This window comes from Virgibacillus salinus (assembly GCF_900102415.1).
Classification (GTDB): domain Bacteria; phylum Bacillota; class Bacilli; order Bacillales; family Amphibacillaceae; genus Lentibacillus; species Lentibacillus subterraneus.
Genome location: NZ_FNKD01000001.1, coordinates 272,975 through 299,933, shown reverse-complemented (window position 1 = coordinate 299,933; position 26,959 = coordinate 272,975). Strand labels below are relative to the sequence as shown.

The window sequence follows — 26,959 nt, the reverse complement described above, 5'->3', positions numbered from 1 at the left end:
CAAGTGTTAAAATGAAGCAATAACATTTCTGTTAGGAAAGATTGATGCGGATGAAAGGTTTACACTTAAAACATCACTGGGTTGGCAGACTTCTTGCTTCTGATCCAGGACAAATAAGGTTCCAAAAAGCTGGAAAAGCAACAATCAGTTTAATTTGTGCGGTTATAACTACACTGCTTATTTTGCGAGTAATGGATAATGATCTTCTTACACCGGCCATCGTTTCTGGAATGGTTGGCTTAATGGGTATCATGATGGTAATGGATGAAACCAAGAGTCAAAAGAAAGTGACTACGCTGCTGCTGGGAGTTTCTGGGGCAGCTGGAATAACGATTGGTTCTCTATTAGCAGGAAGTGCCTATTATATTAGTTTGATAATGATTCTCGTTATTTTTAGCAGTCTTTATTTTTCACGATTCGGCGTAAGGTATTTTTCAATTTGTATGATCGGTTTTATGACCATATATATTTCTTCTGTATTAAAGCTTTCCCAGGTTCAATTGCCATGGTTTTATACGGGAGTTCTAATAGGTGTACTGTTCGCATTCTTATTTAATTTCGTTCTATTTCAGGATTCTTCGCAAACTTTAAAAAGAAGTATGCGTTCTTTTCACATCCAAAGCAATCTTACATTTAACATACTAATTAAGTCACTACAGAATAAGGATATCGACCATAATCGCAAGAAGCGTATAGAAAAGAACATTCAGAAGCTTCGTCTATATGCACGAACGGTAGCTGCAAATCTTAACGCAGAAGATATTGATAAAATTTGGCCCGGACTTGAGCCTTCACAATTACGGTTGTACGTTTTCGATACTGGCATGCTTGTTGAGACATTAGGCGGGTCTATTTATAATTTAAAAAATGCCAATGCCCTTGAATCAGATGAATTAAGACGCATACTTAAATGGGTAATGGAGTCGTTACGTGATGCAGAGGTACTATCGCAAAACTATAACGAAAAGAATTTGCAAGACGCAGAACTGGCGGTTCAGGTGCTCCGGAATGTAATAAGAGATCTCCTCAATCGTACAGAAAATCCAAAAGGATGGTTATACCTAATCCGACGTATTGAGTCAATTGCCAATCATGTTGTTGAAGCAGGTATCACTATGCAGCATTCTTTAAACAAAGGCGAACTTGTGCAGCAAGAAGAACAAGATGAAAAAGACGCTGATGATAACGATGACGCTTCCGATGAAAATAAGGAGTTAAAACCATCAACTAAAAAAGCTTATCAGGCTTTAATAGCAGGTGGTATCGCCGTTATCGTTGGCCATATTATTTCACCAACACAGCCCTACTGGGTGCTTTTAACAGCGTTTGTTTGTCTGCTTGGCACTGAGTCAATTGGCAGGATTTATATGAAAGGCTTTCAACGTTCATTCGGTACAGTTATCGGTGCAGTGATTGGCTTTATGCTGGCAAAGATGCTTGCAGGACAATCAATGATTGAACTGGTCTTATTATTTCTGGTGATATTTCTAGCCTTCTATTTATTAACTGTTTCCTATACTTTAATGAGTGTGTTTATTACGATGCTCATCGCCTTTATGTACGATATTCTGCTCGGCGGGATTAGTTTTTCGCTAATCGGGGCCCGAGTCATCGACACAATTGCAGGTGCAATTATCGCGTTAGGTGTATCAACTGTTATTTTTCCTAAAAAAACAAAAGATAAAGTTGCAGATGTAACTGATGAATATTTAGCCGAGCTAAAGCCATTTGTAATCAACTATGTACGAAGGTTTCGCGAGGATGTGAGTGTTAAAGAACTTGCTAACAGCGCAATTGACATAGACAATAAACTCCAATTAATCGAAGATGAAGCTCGTCCACTTTCAAAACCAACCGAGTCTAGCAGTACCTCCGATGTCAGTCGCTGGGTAACTATATTTACAGCAATAAATTATTTTGCACGACACCTGGTTGCCTCAACTTATCGTAAGAAATTTGATTATCCAGTGGAATTGGTAGATACATTTAAACAAGTGGAAGAAAAACTGGAGCATAACATGGATACCTTAAGCGAGCTAATTAAAGGAGCAGAGCATACCGGAATTATTTATCAGCTTGATCGGGAACGCGAACAGATTGAACAGCTTGCTCCGAGCATAAGTCAATCCCATCAGGATCTTATCCACCACTTATTCTATGTATGGCGAATCAACCAATCCATCGTGGCGCTGGCTATGGACTTAGGTGCAGAGGAGCAGTAAAAATGGTGCGTGTTCACCTAAAAAGTAGCACACCATTTGTATGGCTATACAAAAACCCCTTTATGCAACGGTGTACATAAAGGGGTTTTTCATATCGTTCATGGTTATGTTTACAGCCTTATTTTGCACTTGGTTCACTTTCAAAACCAATCTTCTTATGAGTTCCATCACAAAATGGCTTGTTGGACGACTGCCCACAGCGACACAGGGAAAATGCCTTTTTCGTTTCAAACACATTCCCATCAGCATCAACCATCTCTACATCTCCTGTCACAAGCAGTGGTCCATTATTGTTTACTTTAATTTTTCCATTATCACTCATATAAATTTCCTCCCTTACAGTTCTATCTCTACTTATAACATTCGGTACATTTGCTTGAAAACCCTTCTTTATAATAGTGGAAACTTTTACTTTGACATTCACGATTACACTAATTCAGTCTTCCCAGCAATTATTCAGTCTTTATCCAGTCACTTGTACCATTATTAAGTTTTCATCCAAGCTTATTCAGTTTTCAGTGTATTTTGACTGCTTCAAAAAACAAAATCCCCGATATAATATCGAGGATAGTTGTTGCACTTATTTCTTATGATGACCCCAGAATAATTTCCCATTTCTCTCTTCAAACGGGAATAACCCTAGTTGTTTTGCCTTCTCAGCATGCTCTTTCATAATCTCATCCATTATCTCCTGGGTATCTTTATCTTTCGTTTTTATTCCTAATGCCTCGGCTGTCTGGAAAACTTTCTTTTTATAAATTTCTTTATTCAAATCACGTGGATCCTTGCCTTCTGTCTCAATGCCTAACTCTTCGGCCTTACGCTTGACAGATGCTTCAAAAACTTCCTTTTTAAGTTTCTTAGCATTTTTACCCTCTGTTGAAATTCCTAACTCTTCAGCTTTTTGTTTCAGCATCTCTTCATAAACTTCTTCTGCTAGATCTTTTGGCTCTTTACCCTCTGTCTCTATCCCAAGTTCCGCTGCCTTTTGCTTCACCTTTGCATGATGTACTTCCTTGGACAGTTCCTTCATGTCTTTTCCTTCTGTATCTATTCCCAATTCATTGGCAGCTTGCTTCATTTTCGCTTCCATTACTTCTTTTTCCAGTTGATCAATATTCTTGCCTTTTGTTTCTATTCCGAGTTCTTTAGCCTCTAACGTTATAAATATATCTTTATTCGAGCTCTCTTTATCACGTTTTTGAGTATGGATATCCTCTGCTATCCCCTTGTAAAATGGTAATCCTGAAGGTGCGCTCATGGAGAAGCCCATTGACAGCACCAATGCTATTAAAAAACCTTTCAACATCTAGTATTCATCCTTCCTGTTGTTAATTTCAATTTTAGTATTTCCAGAAAGAGAGAATACATGAAGATTTTATAATTATTTTGTTAATGAATCCGCGAACGAAATAAGGTTAGGGTAAAAAAAGTCAGCATCAGCAGCCTCATCTTTTCTGTCTCCAATGAGAACCGTCTGCGTGCCTGCTTCCCTTCCCGCTTCTATATCAGGCGCTCGATCACCAACCATATAGCTATTGGATAAATCAATTTTATGTTTTTCGGCCAAATCCAGAATCATTTGCGGCTTTGGTTTACGGCAGGCACAGTTTGCATGTGGTTTATGTGGACAATATGCAATGTCGTCAACATGTGCACCAAATTCCGCTAAGTCACTTTCCATCTTTTTATGTACGTCATCTAAAGCAGATTCCTGCATATAACCAAGACCAATGCCGCCTTGATTCGTCACGACGAAAACCTTAAATCCTTCGTCGTTAAAACGTTTAATTGCTTCTCCAACCCCATTCAGCAAATAAAAATCCTTTGGCTTGTTCACAAATTTCACCCGATGACTAAGCACTTCATTTATCACGCCATCCCGATCAAGAAACATTCCAATGTACATGATGTCACCTGTTTTCTTGTAAGGCATCATATTCTGACTTCAACAATGAAAAGACGACCGTATCGTGATATCTCTTCCCGTCAAAGTCTGTTTGTCTCATGGTACCTTCTTCTTTGAATCCGTATTTTTTTAAAAGCTTTTCTGAACCTTCATTCTCGGCAAAAATGTCACCGACTATTCGATTTAATTCAAGCGTATCAAAGGCATAATGGAGAATTTGTTCCAAAACCTCCGTCACGACTCCCTTTTTTTGATATTCTTCACGAATGATGACACCTAATTCAGCTTTTTTATGCCACATACTTAATTTATGTAAACTGAATTTACCGATGACCTCACCATTGTCTTTATCTTCAATCACCCATGGCAGTTCTTTTCGTTTAGCAAAGTTCTCCAGTTGTACTTGGATTTCCTGCCACATATCAGTCTCTGATTTTACTGGGTCAGGTGTAATAAATTTCATCGTGTTCTTGTCACGCATAAACCCGAATAATTCACTTGCATCATCTTCCCTTAATCCTCTTAATCGATAGTGATCCGTTTCCAAAACCGGAACCGTTGTAATTACAGCTTCATGGCTCACTTAATACCCTCCAGTAAAAAAGCAGTGTGATTCCATACTATCACACTGCTTTGATTTCTATATTAATCCTTTTTTTGATCAATGAACTCGTTTGGCTCATCGCCGCCATGGATACTGTTATTCTTATATTGACTCTTCCGGCCGTTTCGATGTTCGCCATGTTGTTTGTTTTCTTTAAATTGATTATTCTTGTTTGACATAATAACGCCCCTTTTTAATTACTATGCCTTAGTTTTAGAATTAGGGGCTAACTTTATACATGAGACTTTATTTCTACTTCAGCCAGCCTTTTTCCTTCACCTTTGATATCGCCTCAATACGGTTGCTTACTTCAAGCTTATCCAAAATCACGGAAACGTAATTACGAACAGTTCCATTGGTAAGAAATAGTTCGTTGGCAATTTCCTTTGTATTTTTCCCTTCAGCCACCAATTTGACCACCTGCTCTTCACGCTCAGTCAGTGGATTTTCTTTTTCATATGCCATATCAACAAGCTCCGGAGCATAGATACGCCGGCCTTCCATAATTGTGCGAATGGAACTCGCTAAATCTTCACTCGGACTGTCTTTTAGCAGATACCCACTTACTTTAGCTTTTCGGGCACGTTCAAAATAACCTGTTCGGGCAAATGTTGTTAAAACAATAACTTTACAAGGCTCATCCTTCAATTCCTCAGCTGCATCGAGTCCGCTTTTTATTGGCATTTCAATGTCCATAATGCAGATATCCGGCTGTTGCTCCTTCACAATACTTATAGCTTCCTCTCCATTCTTTGCCTTACCGACAACTTCCATATCTGTCTCCAAATCAAGCAAAGAACCGAGAGCTCCAAGCAGCATTCCCTGATCTTCAGCAATAACAATTCGAATCACAGCATTTCCTCCTATTCTGTTTGCTTGACGACCTTTGGCACTTGGATTTTAAGCGTTGTACCATTATTTGACTCAATATCTAAGCTTCCGTTGACAAATTCCAAGCGCTCTTTCATCCCCTGCAATCCATTTTCTTTATAGGAATCTTTTTTATTAGATATTCCAATCCCATTATCTTCCACTTTTATCAGTACCTCATTTGGAGATTGTGTAATCGTAACATTGCAGAAAGTAGCCTGACTATGCTTAACAATGTTAGTCACAGCCTCCTTCAAACACATACTAAGTACATTCTCAACAAGTAAAGGTGTTTTGGTTAACTCGGTATTTCCCTCCAGATGAAAGTCTATTTGTGCAGCCTTCAATACTTGTTCGACACGTATTAATTCATCGTTTAATTTTGCGCCTTTCATATCTGAAACCATCTCACGTACTTCTTTTAATGCAGTTCGTGCTGTTTGATGGATATCATTAATTTCATTTTTTGCTAAATCAGGTTCAACACTTACCAATTTTCCAGCCAGATCACTCTTCAATCCAATAAGGGAAAGCTTTTGTCCTAAAGTATCATGCAGATCGCGCGCTATCCGCTGACGTTCCTCCAGGACAACCAGCTGAGAAAGCTTTTGGTTCGCATCTTTCAATTGGTTTTCCAATCTCTCCCGCTTATTTCTAAAGTATATGGTAATAGGCAGTAATATTACGCCTATTACACTTATAATTATAAACGGCAGCTGTGTACGGAATATTTCGTTTTGGATAAAAAAACCAGCACTTACTGCAGCAATAGTGGTTGTAAGGTGAATCACATATAACGTAATAAATCTGGATTTATGCTGAATATTACCAATATAGAATGCCAAAAACAAGGCGAAATAAACATAGCCCAAGAATAGTGTCATTACAATGCTTATTACCATTTCTGTACTTACTGAGAGATACACTGTCCAACCTTTAGAAAGAAAGGATACCCTGTATGCAGTGAAAAAAAGCAGAATCATGAAAACACCGAAAATAATTTCCCATGTACCTGAGGTTCGAAAAATAAAATAAAAAGGCAAAATACAAAAAATAATCCATGCATAGATACTAAGCCCTGTATTTTTCGGGATAATATGATACCACTTCTGCATTACAGTTCCTCCTTCTCCGCTTTTATTCAGTATATTAGAAATCTTGACTTATCGCTATCAATACAAAAACATGACCCCTCAATACAATATTGAAGGGTCTTCTACTAAATTGATTATTTTTCCTGAAAACTGGATTTTCCAGGGGTCATTTGTATCCCTAATTTTCTTTTGCGCAATAACTCTTTAATTTCTTTAAAGCTAACAAAAGTCTTGTTGTCTTCATCATATAGTCTGAATCGTATTGACTTCAAACTGGAAGCAAGCGTTATTGTTGTTGCCTGTTGTAATGGCGGAGTTGATTCATGTGCTTTTTCCAGATTATAGTTTGGAACTCTTGGACTTAGATGATGCACGTGATGGAAGCCAATACTTCCTGTCATCCATTCCATTACTTTTGGAAGCTTATAATAAGAGCTTCCATCTACAGCTGCTTTAACAAAATCCCACTCATCTTCGTTTTCAAAATAAGAATCCTCAAATTGATGCTGTACATAAAACAGCCAGATACCTGACGCGCCTGCAATGAACAGAATTGGAGCCTGAACTATAACAAATGCCTGCCAGCCAATTGCCCAAATCAATAGTGCATAAATAACTGCAACTGATACATTGATCAGGTACGTATTCATGCGTTCTTTACGTTTTGCACCTTTGCGATTAAATCGGTTCGACACTAAGAAAAGAAAAATCGGGCCAAAGCCAAACATAACTATTGGATTACGGTAAAGACGATAAGCCATTCTGCCCCAGAAGGATGCTTCAACATACTCATTGACAGTCATCACCCATACATCACCAGTTCCACGCTTGTCCAGGTTACTGCTTGTCGCATGGTGTATCGCATGATCCCGTTTCCACTTATCAAAAGCAAACAACGTTATAACACCGGTTATTGTACCAACAATCCGATTTGCTTTAGCACTTTTGAAGAATGATCCGTGGGTGCAATCATGGAAAATAATAAATGTCCGTATAACAAACCCTGCTGCAACAACAGTCAAAGCTAATGTTAACCATATCGAAACAGACAAACTTTGGTATGCAAGAAACCATGTCAGGAAAAAAGGTATTAATGTATTTATAAGCTGCATTATGCTCGCTTTCTTATCTGAACCCGCAAAAGGGGTAACACTTTTTCGTAATTGTGCTTGTTTTTGTTTACTCATATTGCTTCCTCCTAGAGTAGGATTCTCTATATTTATTTGCAATTATTGATATTCTACTCTACATAATAAAGGAAAAATACAAGCTAATATAGTCATAAACGTCAAATATATCGTATGACAAATGTCATGTTTGTATATATTGGTTTTACTTTAACAAGTATAATTAAAAAATGAATCATTCCATTAAAATACAACGTCTTACATATGAAGAACCAGATTAGGGGGAAATAGAGTGGGCTACTCGAAAGCTTTCCATCCACCGTACAAGGATGATGGTCAGGATATTATACAGATGAATCCGGCTGAAGCAATTGAAGAAATTATGGACTTGTACGGTGATGAAATTAAACGTTTAATATACACATATGTAAAAAATAATGCAGATACAGATGACGTCACGCAGGAAGTCTTTGTGAAGGTTTACCAGAAGCTGAGCACGTTCCAAGGTAAATCCACACTTAGGAGCTGGATTTATTCGATCGCTATCAACAAATCAAAAGATCACCTACGCAGCTGGGAATCACGAAATAAGCGTCTAAAAGAAAAACTGTCGCAGTCTGCTCAATTTATGGAGAAACCTGGAGAAACTCCTGAGGAACAGATAATTCGGCAATACGAATCCAGTGACCTGTTAAATCAGGTAATGGGGTTGCCTGTGAAATACCGTGAAATCATCATCCTATATTACTTTAAGGAACTATCGACAACGGAAATCGGTCACGCATTAAATATGAAAGAAGTATCCGTAAGAACCCGGTTAAATCGTGGACGAGAAAAATTAAAACAGCTCTTATCACTAGAAAGAGGTGTAAACCATGGATAAAAAGTTAAGAGAATTGAAAGATCGATTTGAAAGTGATATTCCAACCTCCTTTACGGATCGAGATAAACAAGGCGTTTTAACTAAAATAGAAAACGGGCAACATAAAAGAGGCACCAAATATTTTTTTCCTAAAGCATTAACAGCAGTTGTCTTAACTACAATACTCTTTGTGGGAGTGACAATCGCCAGCGAACAGCTTGGGTTAACTGGAGGAGATAAACCAAACGAACAAGCTTATATTGATGAAGCTCAAGATTACAGCGTCCATCTTGAGGAGAGTACGGAACAATATCTGACGTTTATTCCTGCTAAAGTTAAGGTGGGAGATACCTTTGGTCAAATGGAAGTAACCGATATCCAAAGACAAGACGAGCAGACAATTGTTAGTTTTAAGGAGTCCAATAAACCAATTATGGTAACTGGAGAACTCTACAATGATGACCAATTCGGTTTTATTCCGGACAAAAAATCTTTGTTAAACATACCGGTTGCAGCCAAAGACATAGGAAAAAACCTAGAATTTCATTTTCAAAATAATAAAAAGGTCGCGAAAATATTTGGAATGGACTTAGAAAATTCAACACTTATATCTATACAAGACTTGACAATTAATGTTGATCAAATCCGATATATTTTTGCAGAAAATGGTTCGCGTATTAAACTTGGAGTGAGGAATGCTGTAAGTTCAGAACCAGAACTTGATTACCCAAAGGAGAAATATGATACATCGATTGAACTATCAGATGAACTCTTAAATGTTTATAGTAAATATGCGGAAACTTTTGATGACAACTTGTTAAAAGGACTAAAGCCAATAGATATTTTTAAACTTTATTTTCATTCAAAAAACGAAGGGAATAATAAAGTTCAGTATGCCCTTTATATTAAAGGTGAAAATCAAGGTACGCCAGATAAAGAAACCTATTTTAACGATCCATTCTTTGCTATTGATCAAACGATGAAACAAAACGCCAAGGATTTTTACCAAAAATTAAAAGAAGTTAAGACTTTTGAGGAAGTTTATTTATCGGGACATCAGGCAATAATCCGTTTTGAACTGGAGGATTCTAACTTTCAAATGGCTGCATTCAGGTTAATTAAAAGCACAGAATTGGGCGTATGGAAGGTTGGTTGGATGCCGATGCAATAAAGGATTTATTCGAAACTACTAAATTAAATTGCTTATAAAGTAACAGAATAACGGTATTGGTTTAATTTCAATACCGTTTTCTATTGATTTATTATATAATTAATAGTTATTTTAGTTAAAAGTATTTGAATATTATTCCGCATGTTGTTCTGTTGATTCACGGTGCTCTTCTGTTGATTGCGCATGTTCTTCTGTCGATTCGGCATGTTATTCTGTTGATTCACGTGCTCTTCTGTCGATTCCGCATGTTGTTCTGTTGATTCACGATGCTCTTCTGGCGATTTCCACTGATATTCTGTTGATTCCACTTGATTCCCCTAAAGCATATCTAACATATAAATAATTAGCGGACCTAACAATACAATAAACATCGCTGGAAAGATAAACAGCATCATTGGAAAAACCATTTTAACCGGAGCTTTCATCGCTTGTTCGCGGGCTAATTGGGTCCGCTGCTCCCTAATTCTCTCCGTTAATGATCGAATAACTTTTGCCATACCTACTCCCAGCATATCCGCTTGGATTAACAACGTGATGATGCTTTGGAACTGATGAACCGGAACACGCTTTCTTAAATCAGCAAACGCTTCCCGTCTGGACTTTCCAAGCTTCATATCGTCTAACGCTTGCATGAACTCTTCTGATAGTGGTCCTTTTGTTTGTTGGCAGACCTTTAGCAAAGAAGCATCTAGACCCATACCTGCCTCAATTGAAAGATTTACCATATCAAAAAAGTCCGGCATCTTTTTCTGAATCTCCTGCCTTCTTTTTTTAGTGATTTTACTTATATAAAAAGACGGATAATACATACCAAGAAGTGCTACAACCCCTGCTAATACAATAACAGAGAAAAAACTTGTTTCTGTTTTACCCAATAACAGAAAGATAGCAAAAAACAGGAATGCGCCTATTAGAAACTGCAGAAAACGAAAGTCAATTGGTGACAGCTTAAGCGGATAACCTGCCTCACGCAGTCTTTGTTCGAGCTCTTTTTTCCTCGTCTTTGATGTTCTTTCGTCGATTACCGCCTTTGCTTTATCTGTATACTTTTTCATGATAACCAAATTTTTACCGCGATCACGATTCTTCTTAGCCTTTTTCTCGCGCTTTATTTTAGCTACATCTATGTCAAAGTAATATTCAGTTCGGCTATTGATGATAATTTGTTTCTGAAATAGCTTCGTTAAAACTGCTCCAAAAATAATCATGAAAAAAAGTGCAGTAAACATGAAAAAATATAGAGTTATCATATTTTACACCTCGATGTGTACTATTTTTTTGATAAAAAACCACCCTAGTACGATGTTAATACACCCAACGATGACCATTGTCCAGCCCAGTGGATGTGAAAATAACATTTGAAAATATTCCGGGTTAACAAGTTTGAGATAAAATGCTAGTGCTACCGGTAAAAGGGTAATGATTACTGATGACATTTTCCCTTGTGCTGTTAACGTATTCACTTCATCCTTCACTCTTGATCTATCGATGATTGTCTCCTGCATCGTCTCCAATAGAAATGCTAGGTTTCCACCACTGGACCGTTGAATGAGCAGTGTATTTAATACTATCTCAAGCTCCTTGTCAGGAAGCCGCTCCAACAAACTCGCAAATGCATCCTCTACTGAAACTCCATAATTTATATCCTGGATCGCTTTTAAAAATTCCGGTCCTAATGGATCATCGATTTCCTCAGCAACCATCTTCATTGCCTGCATAAAGCTAAACCCCGCCCGTAATGCATTCGCCATCGTGCCAAGCGCTTCACCAAGCTGATTAGAACATGCATTTAACCGCTTTTTTCGCTTCTTCTTCACATACATAATTGGAACGTAAAATCCAACTGCACCACAAACAATAAGCAGTAAAAAGTGAAGATTATACATGTATCCAATCATTACTAGGAGAACTCCTACGATTATCCTTCCAATCAATAACTCTCCAAGGGATAGTTTAACGCCTGACTGTGTAAGCAGTTTTTCATTTTTTGATAAATTAATAAATGCTTCTAAAGATTTTCCAGCCTTTCTAATAAAGAACTTCTTTTCTTTCTGACTAACATCTTTCTCTTTTTTAATATTCTCAAAAAAAACATACTTTCTTAAACGTTTTTCGTATTTGCCCTTTTCAATAATTATCGAAAGAATGATCTTCGAAAAAATCGTAATAATTACGAATGCTACAATAATATTAATAACAGTGGTGGACATTACCATTCCTCCCTGAACATTGATTGTAGGTTATATCCCGCTTCTTCAAGCTTTTCCATACAATGTGGACGAATTCCTGTTGATTTAAATTCCCCTTCCATCTTTCCAGAAGCTATATTTCTGCGCTCATTGTAGACGAAAATATCCTGGAGTACGACTGTATCACCTTCCAGACCTAATACCTCAGTGATTTTAACAATCTTCCGTGAACCGTCCTTCATGCGCTCTTGTTGAACTATAATATCGAGCGCACCAGCGACTTGTTCACGAATCGCCCTAACCGGCAGATCAAATCCAGCCATTAAAACCATTGTTTCAAGCCTTGCCAGCAAATCCCTTGGTGAATTCGCGTGACCAGTCCCTAAACTCCCGTCATGACCAGTATTCATTGCCTGAAGCATATCAAGTGCCTCTGCACTTCGAACCTCCCCAACAATAATTCGGTCAGGTCGCATTCGTAGAGAGTTTCGCACAAGGTCCCTGATGGTAACTTCGCCTTGCCCCTCAACATTCCTAGGACGAGATTCCAGTGAGACAATATGATCCTGGGAAAGCTTCAGCTCGGCAGCATCCTCAATTGTAACAATCCGTTCATGCCGTGGAATAAACGATGAGATCACATTTAATGTACTTGTTTTACCTGACCCAGTACCTCCACTAATAAATACATTAAGCTTTGACTCGACTGCCGCCTGTAGAAAATCAGCAATTTCCTGGTTGACGGTCCCCATTCGTAATAAGTCATATATCGTAAACGGGGTCTCCGAAAATTTACGGATCGTAATCGTTGGACCATTTAATGCAAGAGGCGGAATAATTGCATTAACACGCGATCCATCAGGTAATCTTGCATCAACCATAGGAGAGCTTTCATCGACTCTCCTCCCTAGTGGTGCAACAATTTTTTCAATGACACGCAATACATGTAACTCATCACGAAAATAGGTAGTAGTCTTTTCAATCCGCCCATTTAATTCGATATAAACATCGTTTGGCCCATTCACCATAACTTCGGTTACATTCGGGTCAGCGAGCAGCGGTGAAATTGGTCCATAACCTGTTAATTCATGGGTCATGTCTTTAATCATTTGCTTTTTTTCTTCAAATGTTAGTGTTTTACCCTCTTCTTCAAAAAAACTTTCCGTAAGCTGTTCTATCAGTACTTCAATCTCTCCACTTTGGTTTGCAGGCTTTTTCAGTTCATCAACAAGGAAGTTATGAAGACGAACCTCAATGTCTGATGATTTTTTAATCGTACTTGAAGGTTTTGCCTGACCTTTATTTGCTGCCGGCTGCTCTCCACTTAGACGTGTTAATAAGGACATTACACATGCCCCCCTGCTGATACTTCAATCCGTTTAGCCTTTTTCTTCTTTTTAGACGAACGACTCTCCGGATTGTATAAGGCTTCAGCCAACCGGAATAATCGCTTGGCTACTTGCGATCTTGGACTTGTATAATTTAAAGGATTCCCCTCGTTTATCGCGGTTATCATTGGCTTATCCATTGCAGGAAGTGTTGTAAATACTTTTCTTCCAAGCACTTTCTCTAACGTATCCACTGTTATCCCTTTTACTTTCATTTGCCGATTCAATACAACTTTAGCCCTGTCACCTATATGTAATGAACCTAATGTATCCAGCAACATTTTACTATTTTTTAGCGTTGGTAAATCAAGATACGTCATCACCAAAATATCGTCTGAATTCTCCAGCGCAACAATGACATTCTCATCCATACTGCACGATGTATCGATGATCACCACGTCATAAAGCTTTTTAAGCGCATAAATTGCTTTTCGCACATAGTCACCAGTGATGACCTCAGCAAATTCAGGCCTTGGCGGTGCTGCCATTACCGAAATACCATTCTTATATTCCGTCATAAAGTTTTCGATTTGGGTTCCATCCTGGTCCTCTTTTACCCAGTCATATATCGTACGCTTAGGCTTCAGGTCCATGTACATCGCAACATCACCAAATTGCAGATCTAAATCAATCACAGCAACTTTTGCTATCTTCTTGCCATAGGATGCAGCAAGATTAACTGCTACCGTCGTCTTACCAACACCACCCTTAGTACTGGCAACCGTTATTACTTTGGCGTTTTTGACTGGCTTTGACTTTGACTGAAAATACGACTTGCTCTCATTGTTTGAAATAGCCAGCTGGATATCCTCTCTTATTTTAGAAAAGGAAGATGAGAGAAAGATAACATCTGCGGCGCCTGCCCGTAATGCCTTTTTCATATCCAGTTCTTCCTCAGATTGAAAAATTAACAAGGGCGTAGCAAGCGGAAACTGCAGGGATATCTTTTCACATAAACGATACACATCGTAAGCAGTAGTATCTGGTAAAATAACAACACTCTTATCCTCGGATTGTAATTGTTCATATAACTTTGCCTCATTTGCAACCCAGTACAACTTATTTTCAGATTCGTTTATCAATCTGCTTAATCCTGATGTTAAGTCGTCATTTCCGGCAATAGAAAAAATTTTAACCATTATTTAAACACCCCTTCATGTAATTCATCCTCATGGATATGGGTATCCTTTGGCGCTAACTTGTTATCGCCTTCTTGTCTAAGCATTAGATACAGCTCATACCTTGTGGCGAATCCAAGTGCAAGACCCTGTTTCGGCGATAATTCAACCGTCACCATCTGATAACGTTTCATCGTCTCTTTATCATCTGCTGCATGACCGATTGCTAACACTTTCACATTTTCTAAAAGGAGCGTCGCTGAATCATGCTGTGTATCCCTATACTCTTCTGGAACGGTCATAACACCGACTACATCGACAAATGCCCCAGCCTCAATGAAACCTGCAACTCCTGTCACATCAGTTACTTCCATTGTCATTGCGCGATTTCCCTCTGAAACTGGGATCATCTCATTTCCTGTGAATTCATCCGGTTCTTCAGTTTGTGACTCTTCCCCATCGCCAGAGGCTTTAGCCGTTTTAGCGTTTTCTTCGTCTGCCTCATCTTCTTCTGTTACAGTAGTAGCCGGTTCAACAGTCTGGTTTGTGTTTTCTGTAACCAAAAAGTACATCATGCCTGCAGCAATTAATCCAAACACCATCGCAATTAACCATATCTTCTTGGAATTCATATACCCACCTCCTTAACTAAAATTTTATTATTCAACAAGCTTTACTCCGGAAATGCCATAGTCCTCACCTTCATTACTGAATTCACCTGACCTAACGTAATCGATAAAACGTCCACTAAGTTCAAAATGGTGAACCGATTCAATCCAAAAAGCAGCAAATCCAACAATCCTTACTTCTGAAGAACCCGATTCCGTATATTCCTCTACTATTGGAACTGTTACGACACGACTGCATGTATTATCAGCTGTTTCATATGTTTGACAGTGTTCTTTGTCTGCATCCTGTTCAATAAGCGTTTCAAAGGCATCATTTACCGGACCTACCATTGCTCCTGTTTCGGTTTCCACATATTCATAGCTTTCAGGATCATCTGGATCATAAACTTCAAAATCAGCTCCATTTAAAATCGCATCTGCGAGTGCCTGTGCTCCATTTCCGTCTATCCCAAGAAAACCAAAGTTCCCACCAACAGACGAATTCTCACCATTCCCAGGCTGAAAATTCATAACATATGGTGATCCATCTGCAAACTCCCATTCGTCTCCAAGTTCAACCCCAACAGGTGTTATTCCACCTCCACCTATTAACGTATTCATAATTTCCGCACGTGCCTTGGCGGCTACATCTGTCTGGTCGAAACCTAATACTCTAGCAAAGGTGAGGTCTTTGTTAACCGTCTTATGTATTTCAATAAAGTTTTCACCGGTTGATACTTCACTTTCAGTAACGGTAAAGCCGTTATCTGCTGCAATATCTATTGCGACTGCTTTGGCATTTGCCTCTGAAGTTGTTAAAACCTGCGCACCTCCAAGTACTGCAGCATCCAATGATTTTTGCAGACGGCTTTTCTCAAGATACAATCCTCCTGCATCCACCACAATTGCGCTGAATCCTATTAGGACAAACATTAAAAGCGCGACTAAAATCATTGCAATTCCACTTTGTTCTTTAAAAAGTAATTTACATTTTTTCTTCATCATTCCACCCTCATTACTGTTGTGTCTTTTAAATCAAACTCTTCTATAATTTGACCGATAACCGGCGTCAAAAAATCAACTGGATATGTAAGTGTAATGTTCACTTCACTTCCACTTGTTCGGTTTGCTTCGCCTCCTGGAGTAATCACAATCCCTAAATTGTCTTCATCAAGGCTACTAGTTGCATCGATAATTTTTGCTTCGATAACACTGTCTGCAGAACCAATTGCTGCAGTTCGTGCTGCCTCTCTCCCTGCATGATCAAGTGTTAAATAAGCATGAAATATCCTCCCGAAATCAGTTATCCCAAACACCAGGAGCAACAAGATTGGTAATATTAATGCCGTTTCTACTAATGATTGACCTTTTTGTGATTTCATAGATAACTCTCCATTATAAATGTCATAAGTGCTCCCAATACGATTGGAATTGCGTACGGGATTGATACATTGTTCTGCGTATCATTAGAAATTTCCAATGACCCTTTCGTGCTTTTTAAAAATAATAGCGAGAAAAGCATGTTTTTCACTGTCCATACAAGCTGCTTTCGTTTGATTAAGATGAATAAAGCGATAAGTCCCCCAAAAACCCCTGCGTATATTCCGGTATAAAGAACAAATAATGTTCCTTTCCATGCACCAACAGCAGCAAGCAATTTTACATCACCCGCACCAATGCCTCCCATCATGAATGGAATGAATAATAACCCGATTCCTACTAAAAACCCTTGGCCACTGAATAGAAAGCCGTCTAGGCCATTTGTAATGAGGTGATAAATAAGCGCAAAAATAATAGCTGGCATCGTTACTATATTCAGTATTTTCCTGCTGCGAAGATCTGTTATGGTGGAGATAATTAGGATGAGGATAATTGCTAGATTTGTCATATGGTATTCTCCTTTCTTTGAAAAATTAGCCCCGCCGGAGCAGGGCTATTTAAACTAACTAAGCGCCTCTTAACGCATTCAATATGTCACGAAATAGTCTTTCTAACTCAGGTCCAATAGCAACTATAACTGCAATACATGCAACAGCAATCAACCCTACCAACAATCCATACTCCGTTAATGCTTGCCCTTCTTCTTCCTTGAAAAGTCTGATAAAATGATTCATATAAAATTCCTCCTAAGTATTTTTGTTCTTTTTAAAGAACTTAAATGAATTATATACAGAACGATTTTATTTGCAAACCCTCAAATTAGTCCATTTGAACTCTATAAAGAACAATTTGCTTTGTTTTTCGTTCTTTATCTCGTTCATTCTTGCAATTTTGTTTTTTATTTAGAACGAATAATTCATTATAGTGAACAAAAGAAGATAAGAGGGGTGGAAGCTTTGGAAATTAGTTTACCGTTTGAAATAAAGGTAGCTGATAGTTATTGGGCAAGATTAAAAGGACTTCTGTTTTATAAGAAGCCTTTTACGGATGAAGGTCTTTTAATTACACGGTGTAAGTCCGTTCACATGTTTTTCATGCGGTTTCCGATCGATGTGGTATTTCTTGATCATTCAAACAAAGTAGTTAGAGCAATCCCGAATTTAAAACCATGGAAAGTAGTCCCGCCAATACCCAATGCTGATTCAGCACTTGAGCTGCCTATTGGTACGATAGTGAAAAATCACATTACAGAAGGGGATACTATAAAGCTGTAATCGTTATATCCAGAAGTCAACTTCTTAATCGTCGGCTCTTTTTTATGCCTTTTTCGAAACATCTCATGGTAAATTTCATGAAATTGGTAAAAATGAGTGATATGATATGAAAAAGTGTTCGATGAAGGAGGAACAGCATAGTGCAGGAACTGGATTTACATCATATATTTTCGCTTGCTCTTATACTGGTGATGATTGCAGCGGGGATTACCGCTATTGCCATGAAATTTAATAAACCATATCCGATTGCGCTTGTCATTATTGGAGCAATCATTGGTCTAATTAACATCCCTGTCCTTGAGCCTTTAAAGGGTTTTATAACAGAAGGAGAAGTATTTAATTTTGCTGTCATTACGCTGTTCTTGCCTGCTTTATTAGGAGAAGCAGCATTAAAGATTCCATTTTCACACCTATACGATAATAAAAGGCCCATTATCATGCTCGCTTTTGGAGGAACCTTTTTATCTTTTATTGTTATCGGCTTTTCTTCCATGTGGCTGTTACAGTTTTCCGTCCCAGCTGCCTTCGTATTTGCAGCTGTTATGAGTGCTACGGACCCCGTCAGTGTTTTATCGATATTTAAAAACCTCGGTGTAAATAAACGACTATCTACCATTATAGAAGGGGAAAGTTTATTCAATGATGGGTTAGCAGTTGTGCTATTCAACATCTCCGCTTTTTCGCTAATCACCTATGCTGGAATGGGAATTGAAGGGGCAGGTTTAGGTGCTTGGGAATTTGTAAAAGTTGTTGCCCTGGGCGTGATCATTGGTGGTGCATCTGGATATATCATTTCAAGGATTACAAGATATTTTGACGATTACCCATTGGAAATCATTTTCAGTATTATCCTCTTTTATGGAGTCTTTTTACTGGCAGAGACAATTCATGCATCTGGGGTAATTGCTGTTGTTGTTGCTGCACTGATTTTAGGAAATTACGGAGCAAAAATCGGGATGAGCCCCACGACAAAATTGAATATCAATAACTTCTGGGATGTTGTAACATTGCTCGCAAACTCCCTGGTATTTTTAATGGTTGGACTCGAAATCACCATAATTGATGTAACTGATATGTGGGGACTAATCTTCCTCGCTATTATAATTGTCCTTGCTGGTAGAACTGTCGCTGTTTACGCGGGCTTATTTTTCACAAAAACTGTCCCGCTAACCTGGAAACACACGTTGACTTGGGGAGGCTTAAAAGGTTCCTTATCAATTGCGCTGGTTCTCAGCCTGCCAAGAGACTTCGAGGGGCGTGAGGAAATTTTAATATTAGCCTTTAGTGTAGTGTTATTTTCTCTAGTCCTTCAGGGGCTTACGATACAGCCACTGCTAGCTTGGCTTGGCGTTGACAAAAAGGATGACGGCTACGATGACTATGAAAAATTACTGGCACAAGCATACCGTTATGAAAAAGGAATTGAGGAAGTTAAACGGGTTAAAAAGAACCTGCGGATAACCGATACTGTAACAGATGAAATTATCGATGAATACCAGGAAAATCTTGATTCTGTACAGAGCAAAATTGAACAACTCATCCAGAATCAACCTGAATTACGAGAGAAACAGATCAATACACTTGAGCGTCATTCCCTTTACGCACAGCACGAAGCTGTTGAACGTCTAGCTAAAGAAGATATCATTTCCACCGAAATTGCTGATCAGGTAGTTGAGCAAATTATGAATCAACTGGCAGAATTGGAAAGTGAACACTAACAGCGCATTTAGTTTGGGTTCTTGCATTTGTGAAGAGTCCAATCAGCGGAATGAGGATCCGACAAATCAGTAAAACTGTTTCCGGGTCCGCTAAGTATAATAAGGCAAGATGAAAGCGCACTTAGCTTTAACTGCAAAAAGAGGAGTATTTGAAGGTAATATCGAATAATATATAGAATTACCATATAAGGATGTGAGTTTATTGAAAAAATATGGCTTACCTGTACTTATCCTATTAATGAGTATACTCTATATATTTTTCTTTTCTGATCAAATTGTCTTCAAGTTAATCCCAATGTGGCTAATTATTTGTTATGCCTATCTGCAATTCCCATCCAAAAGATCATTTACGCATTGGCTAGTCTTGATAGGTTTATTTTTCTGTATGCTCGGAGACGGACTGTTAGAGAAATCGTTTGTTATCGGGCTGACCGCTTTTCTTATCGGGCACCTTTTTTATATGGCAGCTTTTTTCAGCTGCTGGAAATTCTCTAAAATCAGGTTTGGTACAATCATACTATTAATATTGTACGGCCTATTAATTGGCAAAGAGTTAATGGACGGGCTTGTTACACAGGGGAACGACGCCTTATTGGTACCTGTTCTGTTTTACATAATTATAATTTCCTTAATGGCTTGGGCCGCTATAATGACTAAGAACAAGTGGGCTATTACAGGCAGTATATTATTTGTTATCTCAGACTCGATTCTTGCTTGGAACATGTTTATTTCAGATATCACTTATTCAGGATCGCTTATCATGACTACGTATTATGGAGCACAATTCCTGATTGCTCAAAGTATAGGCAATCTAAAAACTTACTTATAAATGGCGTTAATAACTACGCCATATAAGTCAGTCCTTTTTTATTTTAATTCTTTTGCTATCGCTCGGCCTGCTTCCCGTCCAGTGAATAAACATCCACCTAAGAAGGTCCCCTCAAGTGCGCGGTAGCCGTGTAATCCGCCACCACCAAATCCAGCAACCTCGCCTGCAGCGTATAGGCCGGGAATTGCCTCACCTGTTTCACTTAAAACTTGACCAGACAAATTAGTCTGCAGACCACCCAATGTTTTACGACTAAGGATATTCAACCGAACTGCAATTAGTGGTCCGTTTTTCTTATCCAATAATTTGTGGGGAGAAGCAACTCGGATTAATTTATCACCTAAGTATTTACGTGCCCCACGTATAGCTGTTATCTGTAAATCTTTCGTGAATTTATTGTCCATTTCACGGTCACGTGCTTCAACCTGCCGTTTAATGTCCTCGATATCCAAAAGCTTATCACCTGTCAGTTTGTTCATGCCAACTACTAAATTATCAATATTATCAGCAACAACGAAGTCCTCACCCTTGTCCATAAATGCCTTCACTGGAGAGGTTGGACCAGGCAATACTCTGCTCAATACTTTTTTAATGTTTTTCCCCGTTAAATCAGGGTTTTGTTCTGAACCTGATAGGGCAAATTCACGTTCAATTATTTTCTGTGTCAGAATAAACCAGGAATAGCTGTAACCTGTTTTTTGAATCGTATCCAAGGTCCCGAGTGTATCGAAACCTGGAAAATTTGGTGCTGGCAATCTTTTTCCGGTTGCATCCAGCCATAGTGACGATGGCCCAGGCAGAATGCGTATCCCGTGTTTATTCCATACAGGGTTCCAATTTTTTATCCCTTCCGTATAGTGCCACATGCGATCGCGATTAACAACTCTGCCACCAGCATCTTCTGTAATAGAAAGCATCCGCCCATCAACATGCTTTGGGACACCGGAAACCATATTTTCAGGTGGTTTGCCTAGCCGATCAGGCCAATTTTTTCGAACCAAATCGAAGTTGGCACCTATTCCACCACTGGTAACAAGCACTGCCCTTGTATTATATTCAAAGTCATCAATAATTTCACGTGAACTTTCCTCACCTCGCCCGGCAGAACTCGGAGCGAGAACAGCCCCTCCTGCGCCAACAATAGCACCATTACTCGTAAAAAGGTTATCCACACGATGGCGTGGCATGTACTCGACCAGGCCATTTTTCATGTGTTCGCGAACGCGTCGTTCAAAAGGAGCAACAATTCCAGGACCTGTTCCCCATACAATATGAAAGCGTGGCACCGAATTACCATGTCCTTCAGCATCATATCCACCACGTTCAGCCCAGCCAACTACCGGAAAGAACTTTACACCCATTTCACGAAGCCATGCACGCTTTTCACCAGCTGCGAAGTCCATATACGCTTCAGCCCATTTTCTCCCCCAATAGTCTTCATCATCTTCTCTATAAAATCCTGCTGTACCAAGCCAGTCCTGCCAGGCAAGTTCTTTGGAGTCCTTTACTCCCATTCGGCGCTGTTCTGGCGAATCAACCAAAAACAAACCACCAAACGACCACCAAGCCTGCCCTCCAAACGAAGCTTCAGGTTCCTGATCCAGCAACAGCACTTTTTTGCCAGCGTCAGCTATCTCTGCAGTAGCCACCAAACCAGCAAGACCAGCCCCAACTACTATAACATCATATTCCACTCATATATCTTCCTCTCGACACTATATTATCTCTAACATTATTTTAATTCTTTTGAAAAGTCAATGTTCTAAAGTATGACTTTCAACCCATTCCATTACACAAAATTAACCCTTATTACCTACGTCAGAATTAGGTCTTATAACCCCTTATTTGTCATAATCTGTTTATAATATTTACAATATTCAATTATGAATATACTATTAAATTACTCTTACAATTTATTTACTATTTCAATAGATTTGGAAGGAGGTCTTGATTAATAAATTTATAAAAAATTACTACAATACTTAGGAGGCAATTCATCGTATGAAGAAGAAGGGACTAATTCTTTCGACAACGTTAGCACTTTCACTAGGTTTTAGTGCAGTAAGTGCTGATACAATCTCTACAAACGAAACCGGATCTAATCTATCTACTAAAGTTCAATCATCACAAGGATCATCCTTTGATCCAGGAATGGCTAATGATGAGAAGTTAATCAAGATGCTAAAAGAAAATGGAACCATTGCTAAAGATGCATCACCTGCAGAGGCTCAAAAGGCACTGCAAAAATACTTAAAGAGTAAAGCAAAAGGTGCTAATAAGACTAAAGATGATCTGCCAAATGGCCTTGATACGAATATGAAAGATTCAAAGAATAATAACAACAATCCTCTAAAAAATGGAGAAGGTAACAAACTAGGACAAGCTAAACAGGGCGAGGTTGACTCTGTTGAAGAGGAGAGCTATAACGGGGAAGTTCGTAAAGACAAAGTTCTAGTACTTGCAATTGACTTTCCTGATTATGAAAAAAGTTCGATCACACCAGAGGAAACGGATATGTGGTATGAGAATTATCCAACCCAGCATTTCCAGGACATGATTTTTGGTGATGACGGATATGAAGGCCCTAATGGCGAAAATTTCACCTCTATGAAGCAATATTATGAACAACAATCTGGTCGAAGTTATACTGTTGAAGGTAATGTAGCTGGCTGGTATACAGCTGAAAACCCTGCTGCTTACTATGGCGGAAACGTTCCAGCTCCTGATGGCAGTGATGCTCGCCCTCGTGAGTTAGTTTATGAAGCACTTACAAAAGCAGCTCAGGATGAAAGCATTGATTTAAGCGAATACGATGTTTGGGATCGCGCTGATTATGATGGTGATGGAGTAAAAGCTGAGCCAGACGGAATTATTGACCATTTAATGGTTATCCATGCTGGTGTTGGTGAAGAAGCTGGTGGCGGCTCACTTGGTGGCGACGCAATCTGGTCTCACCGCTGGAACCTTGGGCAGTTAACTGCAGTTCCTGGTGCCACATCTGATAGTGATCGTTTCGGCGGTCTGCTAGGGGCTTATGATTATACAATCGAACCGGAAGATGGCGCTGCTGGTGTATTTGCTCACGAATATGGACATGACTTAGGTCTACCTGATGAGTATGACACTGTATACAGTGGAGCTGGGGAAGCTGTAGCATATTGGTCACTTATGGCAAGCGGCAGCTGGGCTGGAGATGTACCTGGAACAGAACCTCCTGGAATGAGCCCTTTTGCAAAAGAAATGCTGCAAGCTAATCATGGTGGCAACTGGTTAAGCGGATCTACACTTCATTCAGACGAAGTCACATCCGAAGGTACTAGTGCCCTTCTAGATGAGGCTGTAACAAAAGGTACCAACAATGATACAGTTCGCGTCGACCTGCCAAAAAAATTAAATGTGTTGAACACACCTGCAGAAGGTGAGTTTGAATATTATGGTGGCAAAGGTAATGAAGTTGACCACAATATGACAACAACTGTTGACTTAACAGGGGCAACAAATGCAACACTCGATTTCGATGCTTGGTATAACATTGAGCAGGATTGGGATTATGCAATGGTTCAGGTTTCAACAGATGGTGGCGAAACCTGGGAATCACTATCAAGTGAACGAACTAGTTCAACACTAGCTGAAGGTGGATATCCTGCAATTGAAGCAAATCTTCCTGGTTACACTGGTTCAAGTGACGGTTGGGTTCATGAAACAATCGATATAAGCCAGTATGCCGGACAGGAAATTCAGCTTCAATTCCGTTCCATGTCAGACTGGGCTACAAACCTTGATGGATTCTTTGCTGATAATGTAACAGTGACAGCAGACGGAAGTGAAGTATTATCTGACGGTGCTGAGGCAGAACCTAAATTTGAATTAAACGGATTCGTTAAGCATGATGGTAAGTATAAAACAGATCATTATTACTTGCTTGAGTGGAGATCACACAACGGTGTGGATGAAGGTTTAGCAAATATCCGCCGTGGGGCTAGCTTAATGAGCTATGATCAAGGATTACTTGTATGGTATGTCGATGAGTCATACGACAACAACTGGACTGGCACTCACCCAGGTGATGGATTCCTTGGTGTTGTTGATGCTGACCAGCATGCTACTTACTGGAGCGATGGAGCAGTTGGAGCTTCCCGTTATCAATTAAACGATGCGGCATTCAGCCTGGATAAAAGCAGTAAAATGTTCTTAGATTACACTGACCTACTAGGTGTTACGATGACAGACAACTACACGAAACGTACACCATTATTCGATGACAGCGCTGACTGGAGTAATCCAGGTCTTGTAGACGCTGGACGTAATGTTCCAGAATACGGTTTGAAATTCCGTGTAACTGGTCAAAGTGATGATGGTACTGTTGGTCAGGTACTAATCTCTAAGTAAACAAACTTTAAGCCTACCTTTAGTCTTCCTAAAGGTAGGCTTTTATTAGCAGTTACGGCGCTTGCTATTAATGTTTGCACTCCAGAGTATAAAGGGTTCTAAGAAAGCAAAATACGCTTTCATAAGAACCCCTTTAACGAATACCAATTTTTTCTTATTTTCTGCAAATAACTAACCCAAGCGGTAATTTCTCTGCTGCTTCAAAGTCTGCCGGCTTGATTAACGCACCTTTTTGAAAATAGAATTCCTTGGTTGTATACTCCGGAAACAAATTTCTAAACTCATCAATCCTCAACTGATGGATGTGAAATGGTGAACCACATGCAACACCACGCCCTTCACCAAAAGGGGTTGATAAGATAAGCGTGCCCCCTGGCCTTAGCATTTCGTAAATATTAGCTAAAAATTGGCTTTCTTCTTCTACATGTTCAATAGTTTCAAAGCTGAGAACACAGTCAAATTGCCCCAATTTGTCTGGTACTGTTGAATCTGTCACATCACCTTCTATAAAAGTGGATAACGGATGATAAAAAGTACCCTGTGCGTATTTCACTGCTTCAGTATCAATATCGACTCCCACAACTTCACTTACTTTATCCTTACATTTCTTTGCGATGATATGCGTTCCATAACCAGCGCCACTTGCAAAGTCCAGTACACGTCCATGAACAAAATCACTGGCAAAATGATATCTTGCCACATGTTCAATTAACAACTCGTTAGTTATTTTCATCTTTTCGGGAATAACGCGTTCTCCAGTATCCTTTAACATCATATTCACCGCTTAAATAAATTTTATACACTTATTTTAACATATCCTACTTTTTACACCGCTTTTAACTTGTCTTTCTGAGGCTTTCTTGCTGTTATTGCACAAATTAGTCCAATTAATGGAAAGGTCAGTGAAGCAAGCAAAACAGGTGTATAGTTATGAAACAAATCAAATCCAGCACCAAACGGCAGTGGTCCTAAAGATGACCCAAGTACAACCATTGTCATTCCAACACCATTTATACTGCCGATATATTTCCGGCCAAAAAAATCCGGCCAAACAACATTCATTCCAATCCGTTCAATACCATTTGCTATACCCCAAATTGCACCGAATAAAATCGCCATTAGCAGACTTTTTGTGATTAAAAGCATTAACATAAAAATCATTTCGATTACAAAGACACTTGCTAACAAATAATTCGTCTGTATTTTTTCGGTGATAAATCCTGAAACCAGCGACATCGGAAGACCAACAATAGCCATTAAACTTAACACCATTGCAGCAACACCTGGAGAGAGCCCATTCGAATCAAAGATGGAAATAATATGAAACGTGATACCTGTATTAATCATGGATGGAATGCTGACACTAACCAGAATGCCCCAAAAAGCCCATGTACGCATCGCTTCTTTTAATGTCCAATCCTCTTCCGATTCAGGTAGAGTTGTTCCGATAACTGGTTCTGAGTTCTCGTCATCGGCCTCATTTGTCCCGTCCGGTTCCAGTCCCATTACTTCTGGGCGATTGCGGACCCCAAACAGAGCAATTGGAACAAATATGACAAGCAACGACACTCCCCAGAATCTCCACGCAAACTGCCAATCCCATGTTTGAATGAGCCAGGAATTAATAATTGGCAGCAGCATCGCACTAATGAAACTGCCCATCGTCATAAAACTGAATGCCCGACCTCTCTTTTTAACAAACCATTGAGCCACAAGGGTATTGGGAATAAGTGACATTGTGCCTTGACCCAACAGTCTCACTAAAAAGAAACCAATCGCAAGCATAAACATGTTCGTAACTGCACTGTTGAAGAAACAAGCCACCGCAAAGACAATCCCAACTGTTACCATCATGAACCGCTGGCCAAATCGATCAATAAACCGACCAACAAACATCATTGTTAATCCAGCGACAAGTGTGGCTGATGAATATAGGCCGGAAACCTCCGTTCGAGACCAGCCAAAATCATTTATGTATTCGTCAATAAATAGTGAGATGGAATATGTTTGACCTGGCCCTGAAAAAAAGATTCCCAGCCCACCAATAAATACAATAAACCAGCCATAATAAAATTTTTGAAAAAATTTGCCTAACAAAGTTGCACCTCCATGTCCGAACGCCGAAGCTCATTTCATATCTAGGCTAAATTTTACGTCAAAGCAAATGTAAATACAAACGTTAAAATGGTTATTTCATCCTCGTATAT

28 protein-coding genes are annotated in these 26,959 nt (G+C 39.2%); 7 read left to right on the top strand and 21 right to left on the bottom strand.

Annotation, left to right across the window (positions count from 1 at the left end; all coding sequences use genetic code 11):
* Positions 1-50 precede the first annotated feature (50 nt).
* Positions 51-2,222, top strand: coding sequence for an FUSC family protein (locus BLS02_RS01565; RefSeq protein WP_092492203.1), 2,172 nt, complete (start codon positions 51-53; stop codon positions 2,220-2,222).
* A 118-nt stretch (positions 2,223-2,340) separates the two neighbouring features.
* Here BLS02_RS01565 and BLS02_RS01560 read toward each other — a convergent pair whose 3' ends face one another.
* The 8 genes from BLS02_RS01560 to BLS02_RS01530 form a co-directional block, all read right to left on the bottom strand.
* Positions 2,341-2,544 (bottom strand): CDGSH iron-sulfur domain-containing protein, encoded by a 204-nt coding sequence (locus BLS02_RS01560; protein WP_092491204.1) that lies wholly within the window; start codon positions 2,542-2,544, stop codon positions 2,341-2,343.
* A 258-nt stretch (positions 2,545-2,802) separates the two neighbouring features.
* Positions 2,803-3,531 (bottom strand): hypothetical protein, encoded by a 729-nt coding sequence (locus tag BLS02_RS01555; protein WP_092491203.1) that lies wholly within the window; start codon positions 3,529-3,531, stop codon positions 2,803-2,805.
* Positions 3,532-3,606: 75 nt separating this feature from the next.
* On the bottom strand, positions 3,607-4,131 hold the full coding sequence (locus BLS02_RS01550) for a D-glycero-alpha-D-manno-heptose-1,7-bisphosphate 7-phosphatase (RefSeq protein WP_092491202.1): 525 nt from the start codon (positions 4,129-4,131) through the stop codon (positions 3,607-3,609).
* A gap of 4 nt (positions 4,132-4,135) precedes the next feature.
* On the bottom strand, positions 4,136-4,714 hold the full coding sequence (locus tag BLS02_RS01545) for a GNAT family N-acetyltransferase (RefSeq protein WP_092491201.1): 579 nt from the start codon (positions 4,712-4,714) through the stop codon (positions 4,136-4,138).
* 62 nt (positions 4,715-4,776) lie between these two features.
* Positions 4,777-4,914: a hypothetical protein gene (locus tag BLS02_RS18865; RefSeq protein WP_175476684.1), complete on the bottom strand. Its 138-nt coding sequence runs from the start codon at positions 4,912-4,914 to the stop codon at positions 4,777-4,779.
* Between the two features lie 73 nt (positions 4,915-4,987).
* Positions 4,988-5,587: a response regulator transcription factor gene (locus BLS02_RS01540; protein WP_092491200.1), complete on the bottom strand. Its 600-nt coding sequence runs from the start codon at positions 5,585-5,587 to the stop codon at positions 4,988-4,990.
* A gap of 11 nt (positions 5,588-5,598) precedes the next feature.
* Positions 5,599-6,720 (bottom strand): sensor histidine kinase, encoded by a 1,122-nt coding sequence (locus BLS02_RS01535; RefSeq protein ID WP_092491199.1) that lies wholly within the window; start codon positions 6,718-6,720, stop codon positions 5,599-5,601.
* Positions 6,721-6,833: 113 nt separating this feature from the next.
* The gene (locus BLS02_RS01530) at positions 6,834-7,886 is read right to left on the bottom strand and encodes a Delta(5) desaturase DesA (RefSeq protein ID WP_092491198.1); all 1,053 of its coding nucleotides are present in this window, start codon (positions 7,884-7,886) and stop codon (positions 6,834-6,836) included.
* 232 nt (positions 7,887-8,118) lie between these two features.
* Here BLS02_RS01530 and BLS02_RS01525 point away from each other — a divergent pair, with 232 nt between their 5' ends.
* On the top strand, positions 8,119-8,709 hold the full coding sequence (locus BLS02_RS01525) for a sigma-70 family RNA polymerase sigma factor (RefSeq protein ID WP_092491197.1): 591 nt from the start codon (positions 8,119-8,121) through the stop codon (positions 8,707-8,709).
* Entirely contained in the window at positions 8,702-9,859 is a 1,158-nt protein-coding gene (locus BLS02_RS01520; RefSeq protein ID WP_092491196.1) for a hypothetical protein, read from the top strand. Before BLS02_RS01525 ends, BLS02_RS01520 begins: the two co-directional genes overlap by 8 nt.
* A gap of 80 nt (positions 9,860-9,939) precedes the next feature.
* Here the strand turns inward: BLS02_RS01520 and BLS02_RS01515 are convergent, their stop codons facing one another.
* The 10 genes from BLS02_RS01515 to BLS02_RS01470 are packed head-to-tail and all read right to left on the bottom strand — an operon-like array spanning position 9,940 to position 17,276.
* Positions 9,940-10,167: a hypothetical protein gene (locus BLS02_RS01515; RefSeq protein WP_092491195.1), complete on the bottom strand. Its 228-nt coding sequence runs from the start codon at positions 10,165-10,167 to the stop codon at positions 9,940-9,942.
* Between the two features lie 9 nt (positions 10,168-10,176).
* Positions 10,177-11,109: a type II secretion system F family protein gene (locus BLS02_RS01510; RefSeq protein ID WP_092491194.1), complete on the bottom strand. Its 933-nt coding sequence runs from the start codon at positions 11,107-11,109 to the stop codon at positions 10,177-10,179.
* 3 nt (positions 11,110-11,112) lie between these two features.
* Entirely contained in the window at positions 11,113-12,069 is a 957-nt protein-coding gene (locus BLS02_RS01505) for a type II secretion system F family protein (protein WP_175559418.1), read from the bottom strand.
* A complete protein-coding gene (locus BLS02_RS01500; protein ID WP_092491192.1) occupies positions 12,069-13,394 on the bottom strand; it encodes a TadA family conjugal transfer-associated ATPase in 1,326 nt (441 codons plus the stop codon). Before BLS02_RS01500 ends, BLS02_RS01505 begins: the two co-directional genes overlap by 1 nt.
* Complete coding sequence (locus BLS02_RS01495; RefSeq protein ID WP_092491191.1) at positions 13,394-14,575, bottom strand: CpaE/TadZ family protein; 1,182 nt, start codon at positions 14,573-14,575, stop codon at positions 13,394-13,396. The genes BLS02_RS01500 and BLS02_RS01495 overlap by 1 nt, the downstream gene beginning before the upstream one ends.
* Complete coding sequence (cpaB, locus tag BLS02_RS01490) at positions 14,575-15,186, bottom strand: Flp pilus assembly protein CpaB (RefSeq protein WP_092491190.1); 612 nt, start codon at positions 15,184-15,186, stop codon at positions 14,575-14,577. The genes BLS02_RS01495 and cpaB overlap by 1 nt, the downstream gene beginning before the upstream one ends.
* 27 nt (positions 15,187-15,213) lie before the next feature.
* The gene (locus BLS02_RS01485) at positions 15,214-16,167 is read right to left on the bottom strand and encodes a TadE/TadG family type IV pilus assembly protein (protein ID WP_092491189.1); all 954 of its coding nucleotides are present in this window, start codon (positions 16,165-16,167) and stop codon (positions 15,214-15,216) included.
* Positions 16,164-16,544, bottom strand: coding sequence for a TadE/TadG family type IV pilus assembly protein (locus BLS02_RS01480; protein ID WP_092491188.1), 381 nt, complete (start codon positions 16,542-16,544; stop codon positions 16,164-16,166). The genes BLS02_RS01485 and BLS02_RS01480 overlap by 4 nt, the downstream gene beginning before the upstream one ends.
* The gene (locus BLS02_RS01475; protein ID WP_092491187.1) at positions 16,541-17,050 is read right to left on the bottom strand and encodes an A24 family peptidase; all 510 of its coding nucleotides are present in this window, start codon (positions 17,048-17,050) and stop codon (positions 16,541-16,543) included. Before BLS02_RS01475 ends, BLS02_RS01480 begins: the two co-directional genes overlap by 4 nt.
* Before the next feature lie 58 nt (positions 17,051-17,108).
* Positions 17,109-17,276 carry a Flp family type IVb pilin gene (locus BLS02_RS01470; protein WP_092491186.1) on the bottom strand — a complete coding sequence of 56 codons (168 nt, stop codon included), beginning with the start codon at positions 17,274-17,276 and terminating at the stop codon, positions 17,109-17,111.
* Between the two features lie 213 nt (positions 17,277-17,489).
* Between BLS02_RS01470 and BLS02_RS01465 the strand changes: the two genes are divergently transcribed.
* The 3 genes from BLS02_RS01465 to BLS02_RS01455 all read left to right on the top strand — a co-directional run bounded on the left by BLS02_RS01465 (position 17,490) and on the right by BLS02_RS01455 (position 20,363).
* Positions 17,490-17,816: a DUF192 domain-containing protein gene (locus BLS02_RS01465; RefSeq protein WP_092491185.1), complete on the top strand. Its 327-nt coding sequence runs from the start codon at positions 17,490-17,492 to the stop codon at positions 17,814-17,816.
* A gap of 140 nt (positions 17,817-17,956) precedes the next feature.
* A complete protein-coding gene (locus BLS02_RS01460; protein WP_092491184.1) occupies positions 17,957-19,534 on the top strand; it encodes a Na+/H+ antiporter in 1,578 nt (525 codons plus the stop codon).
* Positions 19,535-19,727: 193 nt separating this feature from the next.
* Complete coding sequence (locus BLS02_RS01455) at positions 19,728-20,363, top strand: lysoplasmalogenase family protein (RefSeq protein WP_368073002.1); 636 nt, start codon at positions 19,728-19,730, stop codon at positions 20,361-20,363.
* A 38-nt stretch (positions 20,364-20,401) separates the two neighbouring features.
* Here BLS02_RS01455 and BLS02_RS01450 read toward each other — a convergent pair whose 3' ends face one another.
* Positions 20,402-22,057: an FAD-binding dehydrogenase gene (locus tag BLS02_RS01450; RefSeq protein WP_092491183.1), complete on the bottom strand. Its 1,656-nt coding sequence runs from the start codon at positions 22,055-22,057 to the stop codon at positions 20,402-20,404.
* Between the two features lie 307 nt (positions 22,058-22,364).
* On the opposite strand from BLS02_RS01450, the gene BLS02_RS01445 reads away from it, so the two are divergent.
* Entirely contained in the window at positions 22,365-24,752 is a 2,388-nt protein-coding gene (locus BLS02_RS01445) for an immune inhibitor A domain-containing protein (protein ID WP_092491182.1), read from the top strand.
* 154 nt (positions 24,753-24,906) lie between these two features.
* On the opposite strand, the gene BLS02_RS01440 is transcribed toward BLS02_RS01445, so the two are convergent.
* Positions 24,907-25,524: a class I SAM-dependent methyltransferase gene (locus tag BLS02_RS01440; RefSeq protein WP_092491181.1), complete on the bottom strand. Its 618-nt coding sequence runs from the start codon at positions 25,522-25,524 to the stop codon at positions 24,907-24,909.
* Between the two features lie 53 nt (positions 25,525-25,577).
* The gene (locus tag BLS02_RS01435) at positions 25,578-26,849 is read right to left on the bottom strand and encodes an MFS transporter (RefSeq protein WP_092491180.1); all 1,272 of its coding nucleotides are present in this window, start codon (positions 26,847-26,849) and stop codon (positions 25,578-25,580) included.
* Positions 26,850-26,959: the final 110 nt, after the last annotated feature.

Coding starts and splice junctions, on each gene's coding strand:
- BLS02_RS01565 (WP_092492203.1), top strand. CDS start 51: ATGAAAGGTTTACACTTAAAACATCACTGGGTTGGCAGACTTCTTGCT.
- BLS02_RS01560 (WP_092491204.1), bottom strand. CDS start 2,544: ATGAGTGATAATGGAAAAATTAAAGTAAACAATAATGGACCACTGCTT.
- BLS02_RS01555 (WP_092491203.1), bottom strand. CDS start 3,531: ATGTTGAAAGGTTTTTTAATAGCATTGGTGCTGTCAATGGGCTTCTCC.
- BLS02_RS01550 (WP_092491202.1), bottom strand. CDS start 4,131: ATGTACATTGGAATGTTTCTTGATCGGGATGGCGTGATAAATGAAGTG.
- BLS02_RS18865 (WP_175476684.1), bottom strand. CDS start 4,914: ATGTCAAACAAGAATAATCAATTTAAAGAAAACAAACAACATGGCGAA.
- BLS02_RS01535 (WP_092491199.1), bottom strand. CDS start 6,720: ATGCAGAAGTGGTATCATATTATCCCGAAAAATACAGGGCTTAGTATC.
- BLS02_RS01530 (WP_092491198.1), bottom strand. CDS start 7,886: ATGAGTAAACAAAAACAAGCACAATTACGAAAAAGTGTTACCCCTTTT.
- BLS02_RS01520 (WP_092491196.1), top strand. CDS start 8,702: ATGGATAAAAAGTTAAGAGAATTGAAAGATCGATTTGAAAGTGATATT.
- BLS02_RS01510 (WP_092491194.1), bottom strand. CDS start 11,109: ATGATAACTCTATATTTTTTCATGTTTACTGCACTTTTTTTCATGATT.
- BLS02_RS01505 (WP_175559418.1), bottom strand. CDS start 12,069: ATGTCCACCACTGTTATTAATATTATTGTAGCATTCGTAATTATTACG.
- BLS02_RS01500 (WP_092491192.1), bottom strand. CDS start 13,394: ATGTCCTTATTAACACGTCTAAGTGGAGAGCAGCCGGCAGCAAATAAA.
- BLS02_RS01495 (WP_092491191.1), bottom strand. CDS start 14,575: ATGGTTAAAATTTTTTCTATTGCCGGAAATGACGACTTAACATCAGGA.
- cpaB (WP_092491190.1), bottom strand. CDS start 15,186: ATGAATTCCAAGAAGATATGGTTAATTGCGATGGTGTTTGGATTAATT.
- BLS02_RS01485 (WP_092491189.1), bottom strand. CDS start 16,167: ATGATGAAGAAAAAATGTAAATTACTTTTTAAAGAACAAAGTGGAATT.
- BLS02_RS01480 (WP_092491188.1), bottom strand. CDS start 16,544: ATGAAATCACAAAAAGGTCAATCATTAGTAGAAACGGCATTAATATTA.
- BLS02_RS01475 (WP_092491187.1), bottom strand. CDS start 17,050: ATGACAAATCTAGCAATTATCCTCATCCTAATTATCTCCACCATAACA.
- BLS02_RS01470 (WP_092491186.1), bottom strand. CDS start 17,276: ATGAATCATTTTATCAGACTTTTCAAGGAAGAAGAAGGGCAAGCATTA.
- BLS02_RS01445 (WP_092491182.1), top strand. CDS start 22,365: ATGAAGAAGAAGGGACTAATTCTTTCGACAACGTTAGCACTTTCACTA.
- BLS02_RS01440 (WP_092491181.1), bottom strand. CDS start 25,524: ATGTTAAAGGATACTGGAGAACGCGTTATTCCCGAAAAGATGAAAATA.